The sequence below is a fragment of the Streptococcus hyointestinalis genome (assembly GCF_041225505.1).
Taxonomy (GTDB): Bacteria; Bacillota; Bacilli; order Lactobacillales; family Streptococcaceae; genus Streptococcus; species Streptococcus hyointestinalis_B.
Genome location: NZ_JBCLSK010000002.1, coordinates 19,613 through 42,047 on the forward strand (window position 1 = coordinate 19,613; position 22,435 = coordinate 42,047).

22 protein-coding genes and 2 pseudogenes are annotated in these 22,435 nt (G+C 43.9%); 5 read left to right on the forward strand and 19 right to left on the reverse strand.

All coding sequences use genetic code 11. The features are described 5' to 3' along the window. Position 1: 1 nt before the first annotated feature. The 19 genes and pseudogenes from yabA to AALA56_RS00895 form a co-directional block, all read right to left on the reverse strand. Positions 2-322: a DNA replication initiation control protein YabA gene (yabA, locus tag AALA56_RS00805; RefSeq protein WP_115268564.1), complete on the reverse strand. Its 321-nt coding sequence runs from the start codon at positions 320-322 to the stop codon at positions 2-4. Further along, entirely contained in the window at positions 315-1,115 is an 801-nt protein-coding gene (locus AALA56_RS00810; RefSeq protein WP_369908321.1) for a PSP1 domain-containing protein, read from the reverse strand. Before AALA56_RS00810 ends, yabA begins: the two co-directional genes overlap by 8 nt. Beyond that, on the reverse strand, positions 1,112-1,993 hold the full coding sequence (locus AALA56_RS00815; protein WP_369908322.1) for a DNA polymerase III subunit delta': 882 nt from the start codon (positions 1,991-1,993) through the stop codon (positions 1,112-1,114). The genes AALA56_RS00810 and AALA56_RS00815 overlap by 4 nt, the downstream gene beginning before the upstream one ends. Then, positions 1,990-2,634 carry a dTMP kinase gene (gene tmk, locus AALA56_RS00820; RefSeq protein WP_369908323.1) on the reverse strand — a complete coding sequence of 215 codons (645 nt, stop codon included), beginning with the start codon at positions 2,632-2,634 and terminating at the stop codon, positions 1,990-1,992. The genes AALA56_RS00815 and tmk overlap by 4 nt, the downstream gene beginning before the upstream one ends. An 85-nt stretch (positions 2,635-2,719) precedes the next feature. Beyond that, positions 2,720-3,376, reverse strand: coding sequence for a CBS domain-containing protein (locus AALA56_RS00825; protein WP_369908324.1), 657 nt, complete (start codon positions 3,374-3,376; stop codon positions 2,720-2,722). Positions 3,377-3,620: 244 nt separating this feature from the next. Continuing rightward, positions 3,621-4,325 carry an ABC transporter ATP-binding protein gene (locus AALA56_RS00830; RefSeq protein ID WP_369908325.1) on the reverse strand — a complete coding sequence of 235 codons (705 nt, stop codon included), beginning with the start codon at positions 4,323-4,325 and terminating at the stop codon, positions 3,621-3,623. A gap of 8 nt (positions 4,326-4,333) precedes the next feature. Beyond that, on the reverse strand, positions 4,334-5,098 hold the full coding sequence (locus AALA56_RS00835) for an ABC transporter ATP-binding protein (RefSeq protein WP_115268553.1): 765 nt from the start codon (positions 5,096-5,098) through the stop codon (positions 4,334-4,336). Next, positions 5,098-6,051 (reverse strand): branched-chain amino acid ABC transporter permease, encoded by a 954-nt coding sequence (locus tag AALA56_RS00840; protein WP_369908326.1) that lies wholly within the window; start codon positions 6,049-6,051, stop codon positions 5,098-5,100. The genes AALA56_RS00835 and AALA56_RS00840 overlap by 1 nt, the downstream gene beginning before the upstream one ends. A gap of 3 nt (positions 6,052-6,054) precedes the next feature. Next, positions 6,055-6,924, reverse strand: a complete 870-nt coding sequence (locus AALA56_RS00845; protein WP_164683618.1) for a branched-chain amino acid ABC transporter permease — start codon at positions 6,922-6,924, stop codon at positions 6,055-6,057. Positions 6,925-7,027: 103 nt separating this feature from the next. Further along, positions 7,028-8,200, reverse strand: coding sequence for an ABC transporter substrate-binding protein (locus AALA56_RS00850; protein WP_276762625.1), 1,173 nt, complete (start codon positions 8,198-8,200; stop codon positions 7,028-7,030). Positions 8,201-8,336: 136 nt separating this feature from the next. Beyond that, positions 8,337-8,642 (reverse strand): DUF2129 domain-containing protein, encoded by a 306-nt coding sequence (locus AALA56_RS00855; RefSeq protein ID WP_369908327.1) that lies wholly within the window; start codon positions 8,640-8,642, stop codon positions 8,337-8,339. Continuing rightward, positions 8,632-9,084, reverse strand: coding sequence for a YlbF family regulator (locus tag AALA56_RS00860; protein WP_369908328.1), 453 nt, complete (start codon positions 9,082-9,084; stop codon positions 8,632-8,634). Before AALA56_RS00860 ends, AALA56_RS00855 begins: the two co-directional genes overlap by 11 nt. Positions 9,085-9,153: 69 nt before the next feature. Beyond that, a pseudogene (locus AALA56_RS00865) lies at positions 9,154-9,750 on the reverse strand (ATP-dependent Clp protease proteolytic subunit); the annotation flags it as partial. Positions 9,751-9,866: 116 nt separating this feature from the next. After that, a complete protein-coding gene (upp, locus tag AALA56_RS00870; protein WP_164684263.1) occupies positions 9,867-10,496 on the reverse strand; it encodes a uracil phosphoribosyltransferase in 630 nt (209 codons plus the stop codon). 125 nt (positions 10,497-10,621) lie between these two features. Beyond that, a pseudogene (locus AALA56_RS00875) lies at positions 10,622-12,598 on the reverse strand (glycoside hydrolase family 68 protein); the annotation flags it as partial. Next, on the reverse strand, positions 12,583-12,810 hold the full coding sequence (locus tag AALA56_RS00880) for a YSIRK-type signal peptide-containing protein (RefSeq protein ID WP_369908329.1): 228 nt from the start codon (positions 12,808-12,810) through the stop codon (positions 12,583-12,585). The pseudogene AALA56_RS00875 and the gene AALA56_RS00880, both read right to left, overlap by 16 nt. A gap of 121 nt (positions 12,811-12,931) precedes the next feature. Continuing rightward, positions 12,932-14,092 carry a MalY/PatB family protein gene (locus tag AALA56_RS00885; RefSeq protein ID WP_369908330.1) on the reverse strand — a complete coding sequence of 387 codons (1,161 nt, stop codon included), beginning with the start codon at positions 14,090-14,092 and terminating at the stop codon, positions 12,932-12,934. A 10-nt stretch (positions 14,093-14,102) separates the two neighbouring features. Beyond that, entirely contained in the window at positions 14,103-15,197 is a 1,095-nt protein-coding gene (locus AALA56_RS00890; protein ID WP_369908331.1) for a cystathionine gamma-synthase, read from the reverse strand. 133 nt (positions 15,198-15,330) lie between these two features. Beyond that, entirely contained in the window at positions 15,331-16,965 is a 1,635-nt protein-coding gene (locus AALA56_RS00895) for a putative polysaccharide biosynthesis protein (RefSeq protein ID WP_369908332.1), read from the reverse strand. Between the two features lie 95 nt (positions 16,966-17,060). On the opposite strand from AALA56_RS00895, the gene AALA56_RS00900 reads away from it, so the two are divergent. From AALA56_RS00900 to AALA56_RS00920, 5 genes are all read left to right on the forward strand, one after another. Next, on the forward strand, positions 17,061-18,509 hold the full coding sequence (locus AALA56_RS00900) for a UDP-N-acetylmuramoyl-L-alanyl-D-glutamate--L-lysine ligase (RefSeq protein ID WP_369908333.1): 1,449 nt from the start codon (positions 17,061-17,063) through the stop codon (positions 18,507-18,509). Positions 18,510-18,638: 129 nt separating this feature from the next. Then, on the forward strand, positions 18,639-19,421 hold the full coding sequence (locus AALA56_RS00905; RefSeq protein ID WP_369908334.1) for an ABC transporter ATP-binding protein: 783 nt from the start codon (positions 18,639-18,641) through the stop codon (positions 19,419-19,421). A gap of 18 nt (positions 19,422-19,439) precedes the next feature. Next, on the forward strand, positions 19,440-20,381 hold the full coding sequence (locus AALA56_RS00910; RefSeq protein WP_369908335.1) for an ABC transporter substrate-binding protein: 942 nt from the start codon (positions 19,440-19,442) through the stop codon (positions 20,379-20,381). A gap of 10 nt (positions 20,382-20,391) precedes the next feature. Then, on the forward strand, positions 20,392-21,411 hold the full coding sequence (locus tag AALA56_RS00915) for a FecCD family ABC transporter permease (protein WP_369908336.1): 1,020 nt from the start codon (positions 20,392-20,394) through the stop codon (positions 21,409-21,411). Then, positions 21,408-22,418, forward strand: a complete 1,011-nt coding sequence (locus AALA56_RS00920) for a FecCD family ABC transporter permease (RefSeq protein WP_369908337.1) — start codon at positions 21,408-21,410, stop codon at positions 22,416-22,418. Before AALA56_RS00915 ends, AALA56_RS00920 begins: the two co-directional genes overlap by 4 nt. Positions 22,419-22,435: the final 17 nt, after the last annotated feature.

Below are 22,435 nucleotides of genomic sequence, written 5' to 3' on the forward strand. Positions count from 1 at the left end.
GCTAGCCCCTATCTAACAACTCTTGGCAAAACATGCACTCTTCTTCATTTTCACGACGCTGTCCGTAAAAGGAATTACAGATATGAAAACCATCTTCGTAGATACTCTCTAAGTGCTCTTTTCCTTGCGTCGAGTTTTTAGCCTGCTTTTCATGCTCGAGCTGACCCAAGCGCTCTCTCAACTTGGTATTTTCAATGCGCAATTGGGTATTTTCTTCGATGAGTTGTTGAAATTGTTTTTTGAGCGTATCAGCTTCTGCTAAAGTGACCATCAAGTTTTGGGTCAAATCGTCAAAAGCGTCAAACAATTCTTTTTTATCCATGTGATTGAAACTCCTCTAGGGTATAAATAACAGGAACCACCGCTCCTTTTAAGGAGACTTTGATGGTTTTGGCAAAGATGTCAATCGCTAAAACCTCTCCTTGACCATCTTGAGTATCAATGAGCTCACCAACATCAGGAAAGTCAGCCATTGCTTCCTCATAAAAAGCTTCTTCGTAATTGAGACAACATTTTAGTCGTCCGCACAACCCATTGCCCTTGCCTGAGGTGATAGATAGACCTTGATTTTTCACCATTTTGATGGAAACAGGCGGAAACTCACCTAGAAAAGTCGAACAGCAAAGCGCTCGCCCGCAAGGTCCAAGACCACCATAAACTTTTGACTCTTCTCGGCTATTGATTTGACGCAACTCAATCCGCATGCGAAAATAGCTCGCCAAATCACGCAACAAACCTCTAAAGTCCACACGCCCATCAGCCGTAAAGGTAATCAGCACATGGTCACGATCCAGCGGAAAAGCAATAGTCACTAGGTTCATCTTGAGCTTGCTGCGCTTGATGAGTTCATTGACATCAGAAAAAGCGTCTGCTGCTTGCTTTCGGTTTTCATCTGCTATCTGAAAATCACGCTTGCCTGCCTGTCTCACAAAGGTAGGCAGTTTACTTAGCAGGCGATTTGCCTCTATCTCTTTAGGTTTTGTGATGACTTGTGCCAAGTGCGTGCCTTTTTTGTGCTTGACAACGACAAAGCTCTCTAGAGCAAGGGCACTTTCTGTTTCTAGATAGCTCACCTGCCCTGTTTCTCTGTCTTTTATCTTTACTACTTGTGTCATGATAATACCATATATTCTAGTGCATTTTGAAAACTGACGTTTTTTCTCCACATGTCGTAGGACTGATGGAGACCCTCTAAAAGCTCTCGTGCAGCTTTTTCATTGAGGTGTTTGGCTAGAAGCAAGATCAAAAACTGATAAGCAAGCTCCTGCTCAGACTTATCACTGGCAAGTGCGGATAAGCGTGAAACCTCAAGATAGGCTTGATTGCGATTTTTGAGCAGCATGTCCACAAACTCTTGACACTCATTGATGAGCGCTAAGCTCTGGTTATCTGCCATCAACTGCTCGAGGTCTGCACTGTCCTTTGCCACACCAGCTAGGAGATAAGCTTGGCTCTTTAGAAAGCCATTTTTCTCCGCCATATGCTCGAGATAGGCTTGATTTTTAGGAAAATGAAAAACTTGCGTACGACTCTTGATAGTAGCCAGCACCTTGCTCTCGTCGCTGGTCAGTAAAATAATCAAGACCGAGCTTTGCGGCTCCTCGATGACTTTTAGGAGACTATTTGCGGCGTTGACGTGCATTTTTTCACAGTCTTTGATGATAAAGACTTGATTTTCACCTTCAAAGCCAGAACTTGAAAATTCTTTAATCAAGTTTCTGATGGTTTCAGTTTTGATACTATTGCCACTAGGTGCCACCAGCTTGACATCCGAAAACTCACCTTGACTAATCAAACGGCAAGAACGGCAGATACCACAGGGCAGCTTGTCTTGGAGATTGTCACAAAAACGGCTCTGCGCTAAAAATAGCGCCATCTCAAAGCTAGCAAAACCACCTGAAAAAAGATAAGCATGACTGAGCCTATTAGTCTGTAAAATGGTCTTAAACTGCTGAAAAAGCTGAGGTTGTAACTGTTCAATCTCTGATGTCATAGGACAACCTTCTCCAAAAATCTAAGAACGGTATCATAGGTTTCTTTGACGACCTCATCAAGCGGTTTTGTAGCATCAATGGTTACAATGCGATCTGACTCGCTCTCAGCCAGTGCCAGATAGCCATTTCTGACCTTTTGGTGAAGTTCCAGCGCTTCTAAGTCTAAGCGATTGACCTCACGACTGGCATTTTGATTGATTCTCTCTAAGCCCACTTCAGACGGCACATCAAAATACAAGGTCAAGTCAGGCTTTCGTTTATCAGTAGCGTAGTCATTTAACCAAGCAATAGCCACCTTATCAAGCCCTCGCCCTGCTCCTTGATAGACTACTGAGCTATCAATAAAACGGTCCATCAAAACAAGACAGCCCTTATCTAATGCAGGTGCTACCTTTTCCACCCAGTGCTGACGTCTAGCTGCGATGTAGAGCAAAAGCTCCGTCTTACTATCCATCTGCGTGTGATTGACATCTAAAATCACATCACGAATACGCTCAGAAATCTGAACACCTCCGGGTTCACGAGTGACTAAAATAGGCTGAGACACTTCTTCTCTCAAAAGAGGAAGCAGCCTCTCTAAAACCGTTGTTTTGCCTGCTCCATCTGGTCCTTCAAATGATAGCAAGTAGCCGTTTGTCATAGCCTGTAGTTCTCCTTTTGTAATTTCTTCTATTGTACCAAAAAATCAGCAAAAAAACACCGCTAAGCGTGGCGGTGTTTTCAACTTAGAGAGCCTTAGCCTGCGTTTGCTCAACAGCCTCAATGGTTACAGGAACATCTGAAAAAATCGCCTTGACTTTATCATCAGAGTGGTGCCCTTCAAGCTGAATTTCGATAGTGGATTTGCTCGTGTTGTGCTCCGCAATCACAATGCGTTTGATATTGATTCCTGCTTTAGAAATAACGTCAACAGCCTTGGCAAGTGTGCCGACACTGTCTTCTCCTAAGAGTACAAGACGAGTTCCCACTTCACCATATCCAGACACTTCTAGAAAGGCTTTGAAAATGTCCTTGTCGGTGATGATACCATAGACTTGGTCATTGTCCACAACAGGCAAAATGCTCACATTATTTTTCATCATGATGTAGATAGCGTCCTCAAGACTAGCATAGCGTGACACCGTGTAGACTTTTTTTATCATAATATCACGAATTTTAGTCTTGTTGAGCAGATAGTTCATCTCATAGATAGAGAGACTGGTTGCTTTTGATGGCGTTGCCTCCGCCATAACGCCTTCTGTCACGATACCGACTAGTTTGTCATTTTCAATCACAGGTAGACGACGTAAACCTTGCTCACGCAAAAGGTCTGTTGCTTGCGCCACCGTCGTATCTGGTGAAATAAACACAACTTTTTTTGTCATATAATCTTTAACTGCCATAGCTCTTTCCTCTTTCTAAAGCGAAATCTTTTTCTATTCTATTATATCACTTTTTAACCGTTTTCACATCGTTTTATGCTCACATTTTCAAAAATAAGATATTTTGTTATAATAGCACCTGAAAAAAGACGATAAAAAGGAAATTGTGCAATCGCATAGAATAAAATGATTAAACGGCTATAATTTCTATAGCCTATCAACAGACCAAGTCCATGCAAAAAACAGAAGCCTAGGCTTCTGTTTTTTAACCACCAAGATAAGCTTTACGCACTTCGTCAGAAGCGAGCAGCTCTTGTCCAGTACCTGAGAGGACGATTTTTCCTGTCTCAAGCACGTAACCACGATCAGCAATAGCTAGCGCTTTGTTGGCATTTTGCTCAACGAGAAGCACTGTTGTGCCTTGCTTTTGAATGTCTTGGATAATATCAAAGATTTCTTGAATGAAGATTGGAGCAAGCCCCATAGATGGCTCATCAAGAAGGAGCAATTTAGGACGACTCATCAATGCACGCCCCATAGCAAGCATTTGTTGCTCACCACCTGAGAGCGTTGCAGCGTCTTGATTTTTACGTTCTTCCAAGCGTGGGAAACGCTCAAAAATCATCTTCAGATTTTTTTGATTTTGCTCATGGTCGTTATGTAAGAATGCACCCATTTCCAGATTTTCTATAACGGTCAATCCTGAAAAAACATGACGTCCTTCTGGGACTTGCGATAGCCCATTGGCGACGATTTTTCGAGCAGGTGCTTTTTCGATAGATTCTCCCAAGAAAGAGATAGAGCCTTCACTTGGGCGTACAAGCCCTGAAATGGTACGTAAAATAGATGTTTTACCCGCACCGTTCGCTCCGATAAGCGTCACAACCTCGCCTTCGTTCACCTCAAAGGAGACATTTTTGACAGCTTGGATAACGCCATAATGGATGGATAGATTATCAACTGTTAACATTGCACTCACTATGCTTCACCTCCAAGATAAGCCTCGATTACTCGCTTATCGTTTTTAATCTCATCTGGCGTTCCGTGCGCAATCACACGTCCATACTCAAGAACGTAGATACGCTCTGTTACTTCCATGACAAGACTCATATCATGCTCAATCAACATGATTGTGATGTTAAATTCTTCTTTAATTTGGCGAATCAACTGGGTCAACTCTGCCGTTTCTTGCGGATTCATCCCAGCAGCTGGCTCATCAAGAAATAAAATCTTAGGCTCAGTAGCAAGAGCTCGCACAATTTCCAAACGACGTTGTTGTCCATACGGAAGATTCTTAGCCAGAGTATCTGCCTCGCCATCCAAATCAAAGATGGCAAGCAAATCTAGGGCTTTTTGTCTCAACTCTTTTTCACTGCTGTAGTAGCTTGGTAGACGCAAGAGACTTGCGACAATATTTTGCTTGTGACTGTTAGCAAGCCCAACAAGCACATTGTCTAAAACAGTCATTTCCTTAAAGAGACGGATATTTTGGAAAGTACGTGAAAGCCCAAGAGCTGCGATGTGATAGGGCTTTTTACCGTTTAGGAGATTGCCATCCAGTGTAATCGTCCCTTCACTTGGCTCATAGACGCCTGTCAAAAGGTTAAAGAGTGTTGTTTTACCAGCACCGTTTGGTCCAATAAGACCAACCAACTCGCCTTCATTTAGCTCCAAGGTCACATCCCCTACAGCTGTCAGTCCGCCAAAGTTTTTCGTTAAATGTTTGACATCAAGAAGTGCCATTAGTTTTTGCCCTCCTTATCTTTTTTAAAGAACGTTGATAATTTCAACTCACGAGTGCCAAGGAGACCTCCTGGACGAAAGACCATGACTAAGATAAGCGCTAGAGAGTAGATAACCATACGCAAGTCAGAGAAATTCTGCAAGTACATGTTCAATACACCGAGCACAATCGCAGCCACAATGGTTCCTGTCATAGAGCCTAGTCCACCTAGCACAGCGATGATGAGATAGTCAATGGACTTCATAATGGTAAAGTCTTTTGGTACAACGGTACCGATATAGCCGACATAAAGAGAACCTGCGATACTTGCTGTCATAGCCGCAAAGGCAAAGGTCATGACCTTAATCTTGGTCGTATTAACCCCCATAGACTCAGCTGCAATCTCGTCCTCACGCACTGAGATGACCTCACGTCCAATAGAGCTGCGCAAGAAATTCAACATCAAAATCGCAATCACAACAACAAAGGCATAAACAACTGGCCATGAAGTGTATTGAAGGATATCTGTAAGACCAGCCGCACCATTAGTAAGCTCGCCACCGTTGACGATAGCGATACGGATGATTTCAGCAACCCCAAGTGTAGCAATCGCTAGGTAGTCTCCCTTTAGACGTAGCGTTGGAAAACCAACGATGACTGCAATAACTCCAGCAATCAATACACCAACTAGCATTGAGAGGTAAAAGCCAGCATAAGTGTCATTGTAGCCTGTAATAATAGCTGTTGCATAAGCTCCAATCGCCATAAATCCTGCTTGACCAAGAGGAAATTGCCCTGTGAAACCAAGCACTAAGTTTGTCCCCATAGCCATGATGATAGAGATACCCACTCCCATCATAATCTGAATGTAGTAGGCACCTAACATACCTGTACCTGTCAAAAAGGCAAGCAGAAGATAAATCACAACAATGACAGCAGCCCAAGACAGTATTGGTTTTAGATTTTGTTTCATGTTTTACACCTTCTCCTTTACATTCTTTCCAAGAATACCTGCTGGACGAATGAGTAAAATAATAATCAAAACAGCATAAACAACGGCATCTCTGAAACTTGACCAACCAACTGAGATAGAGAAGGTCTCAAGCAATCCAATCAACACACCACCAAGTGCTGCACCAGGGATGATACCAATTCCTCCAAGAACAGCAGCGATAAAGGCTTTAATACCTGGTGTCATACCCATCAATGGGTCAATTGAGTTGTAGTAAAGTCCAATCAAAACCCCAGCGGCTCCTGCTAGCGCTGAGCCAAGAGCGAAAGTAAAGCTGATAGTATGGTTGACGTTAATTCCCATCAACTGCGCAGCATCGCTATCAACAGACACCGCACGCATGGCTTTCCCCATCTTAGTTTGCTTGACAATAAACTGCAAGGCAACCATCAAAACGATAGAGACACAAAGGATAATCAGCTGCACGTTTGTGATACTGATAGAGCCTAGGTTGTATTTGACGGTCTCAATCGCTTGTGGAAAGGCACGTTTGTCAGCCCCTACAAAGTAAACCATGATGTACTCTAGGAAAAAGGACACACCAATGGCTGTAATCAAGGCTGCAATACGTGTGGAATTGCGCAGTGGACGATAAGCAAGAAACTCGATAACCACTCCTAAAAAGGCAGTGACAACCATTGTCAAGACAAGCGCCACAAAGAAATTCATATGATAGGTATTGATGAGATAATAGCCGATAAACGCCCCCATCATGTAAATATCACCGTGAGCAAAGTTAATCAACTTGATGATACCATAAACCATTGTATATCCTAGAGCGAGCAGCGCATAAACGCTTCCTAGGATAAGCCCATTAACGAGCTGTTGTAACATGTTGTTCACCTAACTTTCTAACAAATAATAAGGGAAGCAGAAGAAACCTGACACGACTTGGCAGTCACTCCACTTCCCATCTTACTAACTCTATGTAAACTTCCTACTCGTCAGGGTTGACGATGACTGATGATGTTTCTACACCATTTGTCAAACCAATCACAGGGACTGACTTGACAGGGTTGTGCTTGCTGTTCATAGTCATCTTACCTGTCACACCCTCAAAATTCTTCAACTTAGCCAGTGCTTTTGCGATATCTTTTGAATTTTCAGCATTTTCACTCGCTTTTGCGACCATATAGACAGAGTCATAAGCTAGGGCAGCAAACATTGAAGGTTTTTCGCCATATTTTTTCTCATAGTTTTTAGCAAAAGCTGCTGCTTTATCAGAGCTGGCTGCTGAAAATCCTGAGATGTAGTAAATGTCATTGACATTTTTCTTGCCAGCAAGCTCGATGAGCTTAGCGTCGGCAAAGCCATCTGGTCCAGCAATCGGCTGACTAATGCCCATTTCACGGGCTTGCTTGATAATGGTACCTGTTTCATTGTAGTAACCTGGCATGATAATGGCATCAAAATCAAGTTTTTTGATATTAGTCAAGGCAGATTGGAAATCGGTATCGCCTGATTGGAAGGCAAGCTCACTAACGATAGTGCCTTTGTAGTGCTTTTTAAACTCTTTAGCAATCCCTTTTCCGTAGTCGCTAGAGTTATCGTAGTAGAGGACAACTTTCTTAGCGTTGAGGTTGTTCGAAGCAAAGGTTGAAAGGATTTGACCTTGATAACTGTCGATAAAAGTTGTTCTAAAGACATACTCTTTGGTTTCACCTTTTTTCGTAACCGTCAAGTCATCTGTCGTACCAGACGGTGTCACCAGTGGAACACCTGCTAACTGTGAGCTTGGCGCTGCTGACGCTGTCGCACCAGATGTCGCTGGACCAACGATAGCATTAACTTTTTCTTGAGTCGTAAGACTCGTCGCTACCGTTGCCGCCTCGCTGTTGTCTGATTTATTATCCTTAGAGGTGACTTCGATTTTTTTCCCATTAATACCACCAGCTTTGTTCAATTCTTCGACTGCCATCATGGCACCCTTTTTCTCAGCCGAGCCATAAGCAGACACACTTCCTGTCAACTCAAAGTTCAAACCAAGCTTAAATGTCTCACCAATCTCTGTACCAGCTGCTGATGAGCTGACACTAGGCGGAGAACTACAAGCTGCTAAAAAAACAGTAGAGATAAAGGCAACTGCTGCAAGAGCAAATTTTTTCTTCATCTATCCTTCTCCTTAATTCTATCTTAAAATTAAATACATGTATAAGGATACAGAATTATCAGAAAACTGTCAAGGCTCTTCTTTTAATTTATTGCAAATCATTTGAAAAAGGCTTTCAGAAAAAGCCCTCTCACCTTTATTTGAGTAGCGTTATATCCTTTTGTGGCGTAATTTTTAATTGTTCATCTGCTGCGATTCTAGAAAGATTTCCCACAAAATCTCTATCAAGATCATCTTGTTTTGAGGGTCTCACTTTATTAATAAATTTTAATTTTTCTAATTCAGCTATCGTATCTTCACATAAAATCGCATCGAGATATAAAATCACATAGCGCATGCGCCTAGAGTGGTACAAAATATCTCCGTATTTTTGCAATTTTCTCACATCACGATTGTAGTACAGATAAACTGCTAAGCTCTTTCGTTTGGGATTATTGATCATGTTCGTTACTTTCTCTAATTGTGCTACCATTTTTCTTGTGAGGAGCTTTATGAGGCGCTAGGGGCAAGCCTGTATCGACAAAAACTTTTGGTGAAACTGCCTGCGCTAAAGCTGTAGTCACGCTCGCTAAAAGCTCTTGGAGAGCTACTTCTGCTTGTCTAAAGGCTATGACCTTTGGATGTAAATCAAGCTGTCGTTTGAGTTTATAGAGCGCTTTTTTCTTATCCTTGACCTCTGGCAGATAGGCAGTATAATCTGCCACCTGCTCATAGGCTGTTTTTTTAAGCGTAAAGTCAGCTATCATCTCTTGTAAGCACTCATCCCTATCAAAGGCTCTCTTTGCCGCTCGATAAGACTTTGCTTGGTCTGTCTGAGTGATAGCTGTGACAAGCTCCTCAATCGTATCATCTAACTCTAATAACTGGTCGTCAATGATTAACATAATTTCATTATACACTATTTTAGGGCTTAACAAAAGCACCAATCACTAGTGACTGGTGCTACTTAGCGCTTATTTTAGGGCGTTATTTTCCATGATTTCGTCAATGAAGCCATACTCAAGGGTTTCTTGAGCAGACATCCAATTGTCACGCTCAGCGTCCAAGTGTACTTTTTCAAGGGGTTGTCCTGAATTATCCGCAAGGATTTTTTCAAGATTTTGGCGGGTTTTAAGCAAGTGCTCAGCAGCAATCGCCATGTCTGTTTGCTGTGTACCGCCACCAGTACCACCCATTGGTTGGTGAATCATGTACTCCGCATTTGGCAACATGAAGCGTTTGCCTTTAGCACCGCTTGAGGCGATAACTGTCCCCATAGACGCTGCCATCCCCATAACGATGGTTTGCACGTCCGCTTTGATAAAGTTCATCGTATCGACAATGGCAAGACCTGCTGACACAGATCCACCTGGGGTATTGACATAAAGGTAGATGTCCTTAGTGCTGTCTTGAGCGTCCAAGAAGAGGAGCTGCGCAATAATAGAATTTGCCATATTGTCCTCAACTTGACCTGTCAACATGATAATACGGTCTTTTAAAAGACGTGAGTAAATATCATAAGAGCGTTCACCACGACTTGTTTGTTCAATAACTACTGGAACCATAATCCTTTTTCTCCGTTTCTTTGATAATTGTTATTATTATAACGTATTGGTCAAAAAAGGTCAAATAAGAAACACGATTTTAAACAAAAAACAAACTGGTGAAAACCAGTTTGTTTGTTCTTTTATTTTGTACCGAAAAGGCGATCGCCAGCGTCTCCAAGACCTGGAACAATGTAGCCGTTTTCGTTAAGTTTTTCATCGAGTGCAGCAGTGTAGATGTCAATATCTGGGTGTGCTTCTTGCAGAGCCTTGACCCCTTCTGGTGCGGCAACTAAGCAGACAAACTTGATGTTGGCTGCGCCACGTTTTTTAAGAGAATCAATAGCAAGAATAGCGGAACCACCTGTCGCAAGCATTGGGTCTACTACAAAAATCTGACGTTGGTCAATATCCTCTGGCAATTTTACCAAATACTCTACAGGCTGCAAGGTTTCCTCGTCACGGTACATACCGATGTGACCAACCTTAGCTGCAGGTACCAAGCTCAAAAGACCATCAACCATACCAATACCAGCACGTAGGATAGGCACAATAGCGAGTTTTTTCCCTGACAATTGCTTTTGAACTGTCTTTGCCATTGGTGTCTGAATCTCAACATCTTCGACTGGTAAATCACGTGACACTTCATAACCCATGAGCATCGCAATTTCATTGACCAACTCACGAAAATCCTTTGTTGAGGTTGAGGTTTGACGCAAAATTGACAACTTGTGTTGAATCAATGGATGTGAAATAACTTGAAATTTTCCCATTTTCATGACCACCTTCTAATTTTTGAAGTTTCTACTTCTTATGTGTCTGCATTATACCATAAAAAGCCAGATTTTGCGAACGTTTTCTGGCTCTTATCAAAAAAGAAGGAGAACCCTCTTTTTTCTTATTGGTATTTGCGTTTGTAACCACCGTATGCGACGTAGGCTGTCATAGAAGCAAGAATGGCAAAGCCGATAGTTGCAACTAGGCTGTTGTCACTATCGCTAGTAGTAGGTAGGATACCAGCTTTTGCGACAGCAGGCACATTTGGCACTTTGCCTTGACCTTTGTTTGGTATCGTTGGTGTGTTTGGAGTTGGACTATCAGGTGTTGGTGTGTCTGGTTTATCTGGATTTTCTGGTGTGTGTGGAGTTGTTGGGTCTGTTGGTTTATATGGCATGTGTGGTTTTAGGTTGTAGCCTCCAATGAGGTTCCAGTCTATATAGCCATCATTTTCACCTGGGAGATAAGATGTCTCAAGTGTTCCAACAGTTGTCTGGGGCTCACTGCTTGCGTCCCAGATCCAGTCACCCTGCTCAGTCATCTTAGCAAGCACACGAGTTGTCCCATCAGGTAGGATTTGAATCAAGAAGCTAGGTGCCCAAGTGGAGTTCTTGCCTTTACCAGCGACTTCGTTACGGTTTGTCATGTAGGCTGTGACAAGGAGAGTATCATCTGACCCTTCAACTGGGACAGCATAGTAAGAGTAAGTTGCTGTACGCCAGTCAGCTGGCACAGAAGCTGTCAAGACGACACCAGACTTGTTGAGTGGTTTGTAACCTGATGTGAGCTTATCTGAGACATAACCAAGCATGACAACGTTGTCGCCGACTTCTTCATTTGCCTTGTTCCAAGCAATGTCGTTACTACCGTGGTTGAGACGAGAAGCTGCAAAGAGATAGTATTTACCGCCAAGTTTGACAACGTTTGGACGCTCAATCTCATCACTCACCATAGTAGCTGAAAGAAGTGGTGTATAGTATTGTGCGATGCTTGGTGTCTTTTCATTGCCTGTCAAGCGCACGATACCAATAGCAGCATTGGCAAAGGAAGCACGCTCATACATATCTTTATTGGCTAAGATATCAAAGAGACTAGAAACGTTGAAGGCAGCGTCGCCACCGTAGTTTTTCCAGTTGTAGATTTGGTTGTCGCCTTGGTAGTTTTGAGTACCAGTACTTGCCTCAAAGACAAGGTAGCGTTGTCCATCTTCGTCTTCGATGACGTGTGGGTCACGCATAGCGATATTGTCCGCACCTGTAAAGGTCGCACGCCATTGCTTGTAGCTTTGGTAATAATAACCATCTCCACCTTTAGGGGTCAAGATACGGTTGTTATCCACAGACTTAATCACCACTTGACCATTTTCAACAGCTAGAGTCAAGGTAGCTGTCGCTAGCATTTGGTTGTTGGAGTTGTTGTCTGAAGTGTCTACATTTGTGTAGTAGAGTTGGATTGTGCCGTCTGAGTTGACCACTTAACCTGTTTTCACGTCTTGTACTGGCCAAGAATCCCACACATCAAGGTCAGCTTCTTGCTTGGTTTGCGCATCAACAGTTGTGGCTGCTTTCATGTTTTTGATAGCAGCAGCGTTGAAGTAAGGAATAGCGTAGCGTTCATCTTGGGCAAGCAAGGTGTCTACGATTTCTTGGAACTGCTTATAGGTCATTTGAGTGCCTGTCTCAGCAGTGCTATCCATGTAAATCTTATTGAGCGCTGTTTTTTGAGCGTCTGTTAGTTTTGCGATGTCAAGTCCTGCTTCCTCAGCAATCTTTTTGGCTTGCTCAGTCAGTCCATTTTCATCAACAGCTAGCTTGTCCACTTCTGCTGTGGCTTGCGCTTTGTCTGCCTTGCTTGTGTCAGCAGCGTTTGCTTTTTCGTCATTTTCTTTGACAGTAGTTGCTGTTGCTGTAGCAGCTGTAGTGTCTGCTGTTTCTGACGTTGCAGTAGCTTCAGCAGTTTCAGAAGTTGTGTTATTTTATTCACTTGCACTAGCAGTTATGCTTGCTACTGGTGCTTCTTCTGTTGAAGTTGATGTTGCTTCTGGTGTCTCAGCTGCTGTAGATGTTGCTGTCGCTGCATTGTCTACAGCAGCTGTTTGGTCAGTGGTTGCGCAGCATTATCCACAACAACTGATGTTTCAGTCTGAGCAGTTGTCGCTTCGTCAGCTTTTGCCTGTGTTGAGATAAAGGCAAGGCTCCCAATCAAAGCTGAAGTCGCACCAATCGTTGATACTTTACGAATGCTGTATTTCCGTTTTTCCTGTTTCATCGCTTGTTCGGCTTGCAAGCGTGCTAGACGTGAATAAGTCATGCTTTTCTCCTAATGATTAAAATTATTATCTCCTATTGTCCCCCACAATCTCTGACACTTGTCAAATGATTCTTAACGCTTTCTTAAACTTTTTGTCATCTGATAGAGATAAAACCGAACATTACACCCCAAAGACAGCAACTAGACGACCAAGCGCTTCTGTGATGAGCGATTTTGGTGCAGCTGCATTGAGTCTGAAGTGTTTGTCTCCTTCTGCGCCAAAGCTGAGTCCGTCGTTTAGGACCAGCTTTGCTTCCTTGCGGATTTTGTGCTGGAGCTCTTCATGCGAGAGCCCATAGGCTGAGAAATCCAGCCAAACCAGATAGGTTCCCTCTGGCTTCATAACCTTGATGGCTGTTTTTTGGCTGAGGGTGGTGACAACTTCGTTGATATTGTCCTCAAGGACAGGTTTTAGCACTTCTAGCCACGCTCCTCCTTTGGTGTAGGCGACTTCTGTCGCGATGAGCCCTAGTGTTGAGACCTCGTGTTGATTGTTGACCAACTGTTGCTGGCTAAAGGCTCTGCGTAGTTTCGGATTTTCGATAATAGCAAAGCTGTTTTTGGTGCCTGCGATGTTAAAGGTCTTGGTCGCACTTGTCAGAACAAGGCTAAAGTCCTTAAAACTTTGGTCAATTGTATTGATACTGTGGTGTTTATTGCCATAGAGGGTCAGGTCTTGATGAATCTCATCTGACACCAAAATGACACCATGTTTACGGCAGAGCTGTCCGATTTTTTGCAGTTCTTCTTTTGACCAGACACGACCTCCAGGATTGTGAGGATTACAGAGGACATAGACCTTGACCTCATTATCCACAATATCCTTTTCCATCTGTTCAAAATCAATCTCAAAGCGCCCCTTGTGTTCGACAAGGGAATTACTAATGAGACGGCGTTTGTTGAGCTTGACCGTTCGTACAAAAGGCGGGTAGACAGGGCTGTTGATAAGCACCGCTTCTCCCTCTTTTGAAAAAGCCTGAATAGCGACACTGATGGCTGGCACAACGCCTGAAATAAAGAGAATGGCTTCTTTTTCAAAACGATAGCCGTGCTGCTTTTCTTCCCAATCTAGGACAGCTTGATAGAGGCTGTCTTTGGGAGCGTCGTAGCCAAAGACTTGGCTTTTAGCAAAGTCCTCAAGCGCAGCTGTCATTTCTGGAAAAACAACAAAATCCATATCTGCTATCCAAAGAGGCAATACCTCCTTATCTTTTTGTGTTTCTTGCCACTTGTAGGCATTGCTTGCAAAACGCTCTGGTAGCGTCGTAAAATCATATCCCATATCGTCCTCCTTAAGCTTCAAAAGCTAAGCGCAAATCCTCAATCAAGTCATTAACATCCTCGATACCGATCGATAAACGCAGCAGGTCATCGGTCAATCCATAAGAAAGGCGCACCTCACGAGGAATGTCTGCATGGGTCTGTGTCGCTGGATAAGTGATGAGACTCTCCACACCCCCTAGACTTTCTGCAAAGGTAAATACCTCAAGGTGATTTAAAATGGTCGGAATCTTGTCTTGATTGTTCACTTTAAAGGAAACCATACCACCTGTCCCTGTGTAGAGCACCTCCTTGATGGCTGGGTGTTCTTGTAGGAAAGCAACGATAGCTTGAGCGTTTTGTGTTGAGCGCTCCATGCGTAGTTTCAGCGTCTTAAGTCCACGCATAAGAAGATAAGAGTCAAACGGAGACAAAGTCGGACCAGTTGTGTTGGCATTGTAAAAGAGTTTCTCGTAAAGACTCTCGTCATCCGTCACGACGACGCCCGCCAAAACATCATTGTGCCCTGAGAGGTACTTGGTCGCTGAGTGGATGACAATGTCTGCACCAAGCGTGATAGGATTTTGATAGATAGGACTATAAAAGGTATTATCCACAAGGACTTTAGCACCAACAGCGTGTGCTTTTTGAGCAATTGTAGCAATATCAAATTCAATCATCAAAGGATTGGTCGGTGTCTCGATAAAGACAATATCCGTCTCTTCTGTGATGGCTGCTAGCATGTCCTCCTGTGTATTGGTGTAGGTAAAAGAAAAGCGTCCTTCTGTTTCTTTTTGATTGAACCAACGAAAAGAACCACCGTACAAATCACGTGCTGCCACCACTTTTGAGCTGACTGGGAAAATCTCCATGGCTAGCACCAAGGCACTCATGCCTGAGCTTGTCGCTAGGGCATAGGAAGCCTTCTCAATAGCTGCCAAGGTCTTTTCCAAGGTTGAGCGGGTTGGGTTTTTGGTGCGGGTATAGTCGTAGCCTGTCGATTGCCCAAACTCTGGGTGTTGATAGGTCGTTGAAAAATGTATGGGAGCGGTCAAAGCACCTGTTACTTCATCTGAGTTTATCCCTGCATGCGCTAAAATCGTATCAATTCCTTGTTCTCTAACCATTATAGTCTCCTCCTATATCTGTTTGCCCTCTATTGTACCACGATTTTCCTTAGTTTTATAGAGGGTTTTACATTGTCATTTTTCATATTTAGCTATAGTTTAAGACTATAAAAAAGAGGAAGACCTTCCTCTTTTAGTAAATATGAAATTTTTGACGTAGGATATCAGCTCGACTGCCGATAACCTTGTCTAAAAGACGTGTCAATAAGGCTAAGCTACCATAAACAGCTACACCAATAAAGCCAATCACCACTAGGTAGACAAAGCTAGTAGCACGCCCACCCTCTGGCAGGATAAATCCTAGCAGCCAGTAAGCAATCCAGACCACAACTCCCATGATAGCCGTCAAGATACAAACGAGAAGCGTTGATTTCTTGACCGCCTCACGATTGAAGTGGGTGATGGCATGAATCTCACGATACATCAAAACAATCGGTACGATAAGCCCAATTGCAGTTGACAACAGCGGTCCATAAGCCTGAAAGACATAGATAAATGGAATCTGAATAATCAGCTTAATTACCATACCGTAGACAAAGTATTTGATGGCTTTTTTATTTTGAAACAGTGCTTGAAGCATTGGCGCTAAAATCGTGTAAATAGCTAAAATAATGACCTGCAGCAGCGACACGACAAACAAGCCTAGAGCCTGCCCTTGTGGCACGCCGTAAAAGACCGTGTAGAGCGGTTTTGCTAAAATTGTCGCTCCAATAACTGCTGGGATGATAAATATCATCAACATACGGATGTTGTTGATAACCAATCTTGCCGCAGCGACTCTATCTTTTTTGACATAGTTTTCCGTCAAGAGCGCAATCCCCACACCACCGATAGAACTTGCAACAGCAATCAAAATCATGGTGACTTTACTTGGGTTACTTGAGAAGTAAGAAAAGAGCACTTGCAACTCTGTGTTTGAGTAGTCGGTAAACCAAGCCATGGCATTACCAAAAGTGAACTGATCAATAATCTTAAAGACCTGAATGGCTGAACCTGTGATGATAAAAGGAATCGCCTCACGCACCGTCTCGATGACAAGAGCATTGGTATCAATAACTAAGTGGCTAGTCGAGCTTTTGCCAAAGATAAGCCTAAGTGAGCCGTCTTTCCATAAAAAATACACCAAAACAGCGATACTAGCAAACATACCAACAAAGGCAGCAAAGGTAGACTGTGTCACCGCACTGACATAATCGCCTGAGCCGAATTTCATGATGTAAAAGGCAGTGACTAACATCCAGATGACACGCACAATCTGCTCAGCAATCTGACTCATAGCCCCAGGTTTTAAGTTATTATACCCTTGAAAATACCCCCGCAGGACACTCATAGATGGAAAGACCAGAACCGCCAAGGTCAAACTCCTCAGCACCCGCACCAAATCCTCACCGCCGTGACTGAGCGAAGCAAAAAATGGTGCTCCGATATACATGATAGCTGCAAAGATAGCTCCTAGAAGCGCCATGATGTGGAGGATTTTTTTGACCATGTAAATGCTGGTCTCAGACTGCCCCAAGGTATTGTACTTAGAGACGAGTTTCGCAACAGCAACAGGTATCCCGACTGTTGAGATGGATAAAAACATAGCGTAAATCTCATAGCCCATTCCAAAGAGGGCATTGGCTTCAGCACCGTTTTTTCCCATCCAAGCATACCAAGGGATAATGTAGAGAGCCCCGATAAGACGGCTAATAAAGTTTCCAGCTGTGGACCAAGCAGTCCCACGCACCATTGTCTCTTGTTGAGATAGTTTTCTAGTTTCTGACATAGTTTTCTTTCTATAAAAAGTTTGAATTTCCTAAAGTTATTATAAACTTTTGCACAAGACTTGTAAAACGAGAACATTAAGTCTAAAATAGACTTATGATTACTATAGCATATATTTTAGAGATTTTAAAAAAAGACCAGAATTTTCGAGATATTGTCCTAAATGACACCTATCACTACGACTGGTCAGAAGACAAAACCTTTCAAAAGCTCTCTTATGACAGCAGAGATGTCGATAGCGAGACGCTCTTTTTTGTCAAAGGAGCTAACTTTAAGCCAGACTATTTAGAAAAGGCAGTGGCTGCTGGCTTAGGCTACTATGTCGCTGAAAAAGACTATCAGGTCGGTATTCCAGCTATCCTTGTCAATGATGTCAGACAAGCCATGAGCCTTATCGCTAAAGCCTTTTATGGCAATCCACAAGATGACCTCGCCATCATCGCCTTCACAGGGACAAAGGGAAAGACAACAGCCGCTTACTTTGCCTACAATATCCTAGCTGAACATCACAAGCCAGCGCTTCTCTCAACTATGAACACCACACTAGACGGCAAGACCTTTTTTAAGTCTCAGCTGACCACACCTGAGAGTTTGGACCTTTTTGCTATGATGGCAACAGCCCGTGACAATGGCAGGACGCACCTGGTCATGGAAGTGTCTAGTCAGGCCTATCTCATGAAGCGGGTTTACGGCTTGACCTTTGATGTCGGTGTTTTCCTCAACATCAGCCCAGACCATATCGGACCGATTGAGCACCCTAGCTTTGAGGATTATTTTTACCACAAGCGTCTTTTGATGGACAATAGCAAAGCTGTTGTGGTCAATAGTGATATGGATCACTTCGCTGTCGTTGCTGAGCAAGTCGCTAACAAACCACATGACTTTTACGGAAGTCAAAGTGATAACTGTATCACAAACTCTGAAGCTTTCAGCTTTAGCTTGACGGGTACATGTGCAGGAGATTACAGTATCCAGCTCATCGGGCATTTTAACCAAGAAAATGCTACCGCAGCGGCGCTTGCTTGCCACAAGCTTGGGATTACACTTGAGGACATTCAAGCAGGGATTGCCAAAACCAGCGTGCCTGGGCGCATGGAGGTCTTGACCCAGAAAAATGGTGCCAAGGTCTTTATCGACTATGCTCATAACGGTGACAGTCTTGAAAAACTCCTCAGCGTTGTTGAGCCTCATCAATCGGGGAATATCACGCTGATTATCGGGGCGACAGGTAATAAAGGCGAGAGCAGACGTAAGGACTTTGGTAAGGTCATCAGCCAACACCCTCGTATTTCTCCCATCCTCACCGCTGACGACCCAAACTTTGAAGATCCAAATGCTATCTGCGCTGAAATTGCTGAGCATATCAACCGCCCCGCTACGATCATTGTGGATCGAGCGCTTGCTATCAAGACAGCGCTCGCTAAGACCAAAACTAGTGATGACGCTGTCATTATCGCTGGAAAAGGCGCTGACGCTTTCCAATTAGTTAATGGCGAGCGCACCGCTTACGCAGGAGACCGAGCTATCGCCAGCCAGTATCTATAAACAGCTTATTTTAAACGATTCCAATATACACGAAACCCTTAAAAGAGACTTAAATAAGTCTCTTTTCTATGTTATAATGAGGTATTGCTGTGCTTTGCGCAGTTAAAGTTAGACAGAAAGGAGGTCAGTATGTCACAGATTTCAGCTGAACATATCTCGGTTGCTTACGAGGATAAGGTCATTTTAGAGGATTTATCTCTTGATTTGCTTGATGGCAATATCACGACTATCATCGGCAGCAACGGTTGTGGCAAGTCGACGCTTTTAAAAGCACTGACTCGCATTCAAGCGATTAAGAATGGACAGATTTTGATTGATGGGGAAGCTATCGCAAAACTTTCCACCAAGGAAGTCGCCAAGAAAATCGCTCTCTTGCCGCAGGTGTTAGAAGCAACAGAAGGTATTTCAGTGTATGAATTGGTCTCTTATGGGCGCTTTCCGCACCAAAAGTATCTAGGAAACTTGACCAGCTTTGACCGTGATAAGATTCACTGGGCTATGGAAGTGACCAAGGTCACGCCTTACGCCAACCTCGATGTGGATAGCTTATCTGGTGGGCAACGCCAGCGTGTCTGGATTGCTATGGCACTCGCTCAAGATACGGATACGATTTTTTTAGATGAACCTACGACTTATCTGGATATGAATCACCAACTGGAAATCCTAGAGCTCCTCTATCGCCTCAATCAGGAAAACCATAAGACCATCATCATGGTTCTGCATGATTTGAACCTTGCTGCACGCTTTTCCGATTGTCTCGTCGCTATGAAAGACGGCAAAATCAAGTACCAAGGAAGTGCAAAAGAAATTATGACAGATGCTATTCTAAAAGACATCTTTCATATCAAAGCGCAAATCGTCACAGACCCTATCTTTAATCGTCCTACGCTACTGTCTTATCAGTTATTATAGATTTTACGGAGAAACCCTATGAAAAAAATCGCCTCATGGCTCACACTGTTACTAGCTGCACTTGTCCTAGTCGCTTGTGGCAATCAAAGTAAAACAAGCACAAGTACAAACGAAATCTCTAGCATGCCAAAGATTTCTGGATTTACCTATCACGGAGATATCCCTAAAAATCCTAAAAAAGTCGTCAACTTCGCCTACTCCTACACCGGCTATCTCCTAGAGCTGGGTGTCAATGTCAACAGCTATTCGCTGGATTTAGAAAAAAATAGCCCTGTCTTTGGGAATGACCTCAAAAAAGCTAAGGCTGTGCAGCTCACTTCAGACGATACTGAAGCTATCGCTGCACAAGAGCCTGACTTGATTATCGCTTTTTCAACAGACCAAAACCTTGAATCCCTCAAAAAAATCGCTCCTGTCTTTGAAATCAAGTATGGCGAGCGCAATTATTTGCAAATGCTAACAGACCTTGGAAAAGTCTTTGGTAAAGAGAATAAAGCCAAGGCTTGGCTAGCTCAGTGGAAAAAATCCGTCGCTAAAGCCAAAAAAGAATTGGCTAACTACATCTCACCAACGTCAACCTTTACCGTCATGGACTTTTACGACAAGAGTCTCTACCTCTACGGTAACAACTGGGGACGTGGGGGAGAGTTGATTTACGACGCCCTTGGATACCAAGCCCCTGAAAAAGTCAAAGAAGATGTCTTTAAGCCAGGCTGGCTAGATATTTCACAAGAAGTCATCGGAGAGTACATTGGTGACTACGCCCTTTTAAATGTCGACAGCAAAACCAGCCAAGCAGCTGCTAGTCTAAAAGAAAGCGACGTCTGGAAAAATATCCCTGCCGTCAAGGCTGGGCATGTCCTCAAGGTATCTGAGGGTACTTTCTACTTCTCAGACCCACTATCTCTTGACGCTCAATTAAAAGCCTTTGTGTCTGCCATCAAGAAAATGGACAAGTAGAGGGCTTTCTATGACGACATCACCTTTGCGTCAGAAAACAAAGCCAAATCACCTTTGGCTTGTTTTTTTCATCACGCTCATTCTTTTTCTCTTTGGCTGGTACGCTAGCTTACGCTTTGGCGCCGTTTCTTACAGCAATCAGACTTTGCTAGAGGTAGCAAAACATCCTCTGACAAACTCTAGTGCTCAAGATGTCATCTTTGATTTACGTTTGCCACGCTCTCTTGCTGCCATTCTCGTTGGCGCTAGTATGGCGCAGGCAGGCGCTATCATCCAAGGTGTCACACGTAATCCCATCGCTGACCCCGGGCTTTTAGGAATCAATGCTGGCGCTGGTCTGGCTTTGATTTTAGCTTATGCTATCTTTGGTAGCCTACACTACACCAGCGTTTTACTGGCTTGTCTTATGGGGTCACTCCTTGCTGCTCTCTTGGTTTTTGGGCTTTCCTACCGCAGACAAAGAGGCTACAGTCAGCTGCGTCTTATCCTTGCAGGTGCTATGGTGTCCACACTCTTTTCAGCAATTGGACAAGCCATCACACTCTATTTTGACCTCTCAACGACCATCATCGGCTGGCAAGCTGGTGGACTGGCACAGACCAACTGGAAAATGCTTGCCATCATTGCGCCTATTCTCATCATTGGGTTACTGCTCGCTCAAGTGCTTAGCCATCAGCTGACCATCCTCAGTCTCAATGAAACGGTCGCAAAAGCCCTTGGACAGCGGACTCTTCTGACGACCATCTCCCTTTTAGCTGTTGTTTTGATACTGTCTAGCGGAGCTGTGGCTTTGGTGGGGACCATTTCCTTTGTAGGGCTCATCATCCCACACTTTGTCCAACTGTTTGTGGGCAAAAACTACAAACTGCTTCTGCCGCTGACCGCTTTTCTAGGAGCGACCTTTATGCTCTGGGTGGATGTTATTGCTCGCATTATTCATCCGCCAGCTGAGACGCCAATCAGTGCTATCATCAGCCTTGTTGGTTTGCCTTGCTTCTTGTGGTTGATTAGAAAGGGGAAAAGTCTATGATGACACGTCAAAGGCTCATCACGTCCTATCTTGTCTTGGCAGGGCTTTTGGGGCTTTCTATTCTCCTATCGCTATCTATGAGTTATGCTAGGTCATCTTTTCTTGATGTGATTGACCTCATCCTAGGGCAATCCAGATCTGCCATGACCTTTATCATGACGACCATCCGTCTGCCACGAATTATCGCCTGTCTCTTTGGCGGCGCTTCTCTTGCTCTATCTGGCATGCTGCTACAGACACTGACTAAAAATCCTCTCGCTGACTCGGGGATTCTAGGCATCAATACAGGCGCTGGCTTTATGATTGCTCTTGTGATTGGCTATCTGGATATGACTAGCGCAAGCGCTATTAGCCTGCTTCCTTTTATGGCAATGCTTGGCGGTATTGCCACTATTGCTACTGTCTATCTCATGGCAAGAAAGAAAAATCATGGCATAAGCCCCACTCACTTGATTGTCACTGGTGTTGGTGTCTCAACCATGCTCTCTGGTGTCATGGTCTCTATCACAAGTACCCTCTCCCCTGACAAGATGGACTATATCATCTCTTTTCTCAGCGGTAAGGTGAGTGGAGCTACTTGGGAAAATATCGCTCTCTTTGCGCCCATCTTTGTCCTGTTATGGCTCATCACTTATAGCCGCAGTCGCTATCTCAACATCATGGCGCTCAATGAGCAGACGGCTCTCGCTCTAGGGCTTGACCTCAAGCGTGAGCGCTTGATAACCATCATCCTATCCACAGCCCTTGCTGCACTTAGCGTGGTCATGATTGGCAATATCACCTTTGTCGGCTTGGTGGCTGGGCATATCACACGGCGCTTTATGGGCGGTGACCACCGTATCATCCTGCCTTTTGGTATGATGACTGGCATGATACTTCTTCTCGTCGCAGACACTATCGGACGGGTGCTTTTGGTTGGCTCTGGCATTCCGACGGGACTTGTCGTCTCTTGTATCGGCGCCCCTTACTTTTTATGGCTCATGTCAAAAACAAAGGAAAATAGCTAGGACTTGTGTCCCAGCTA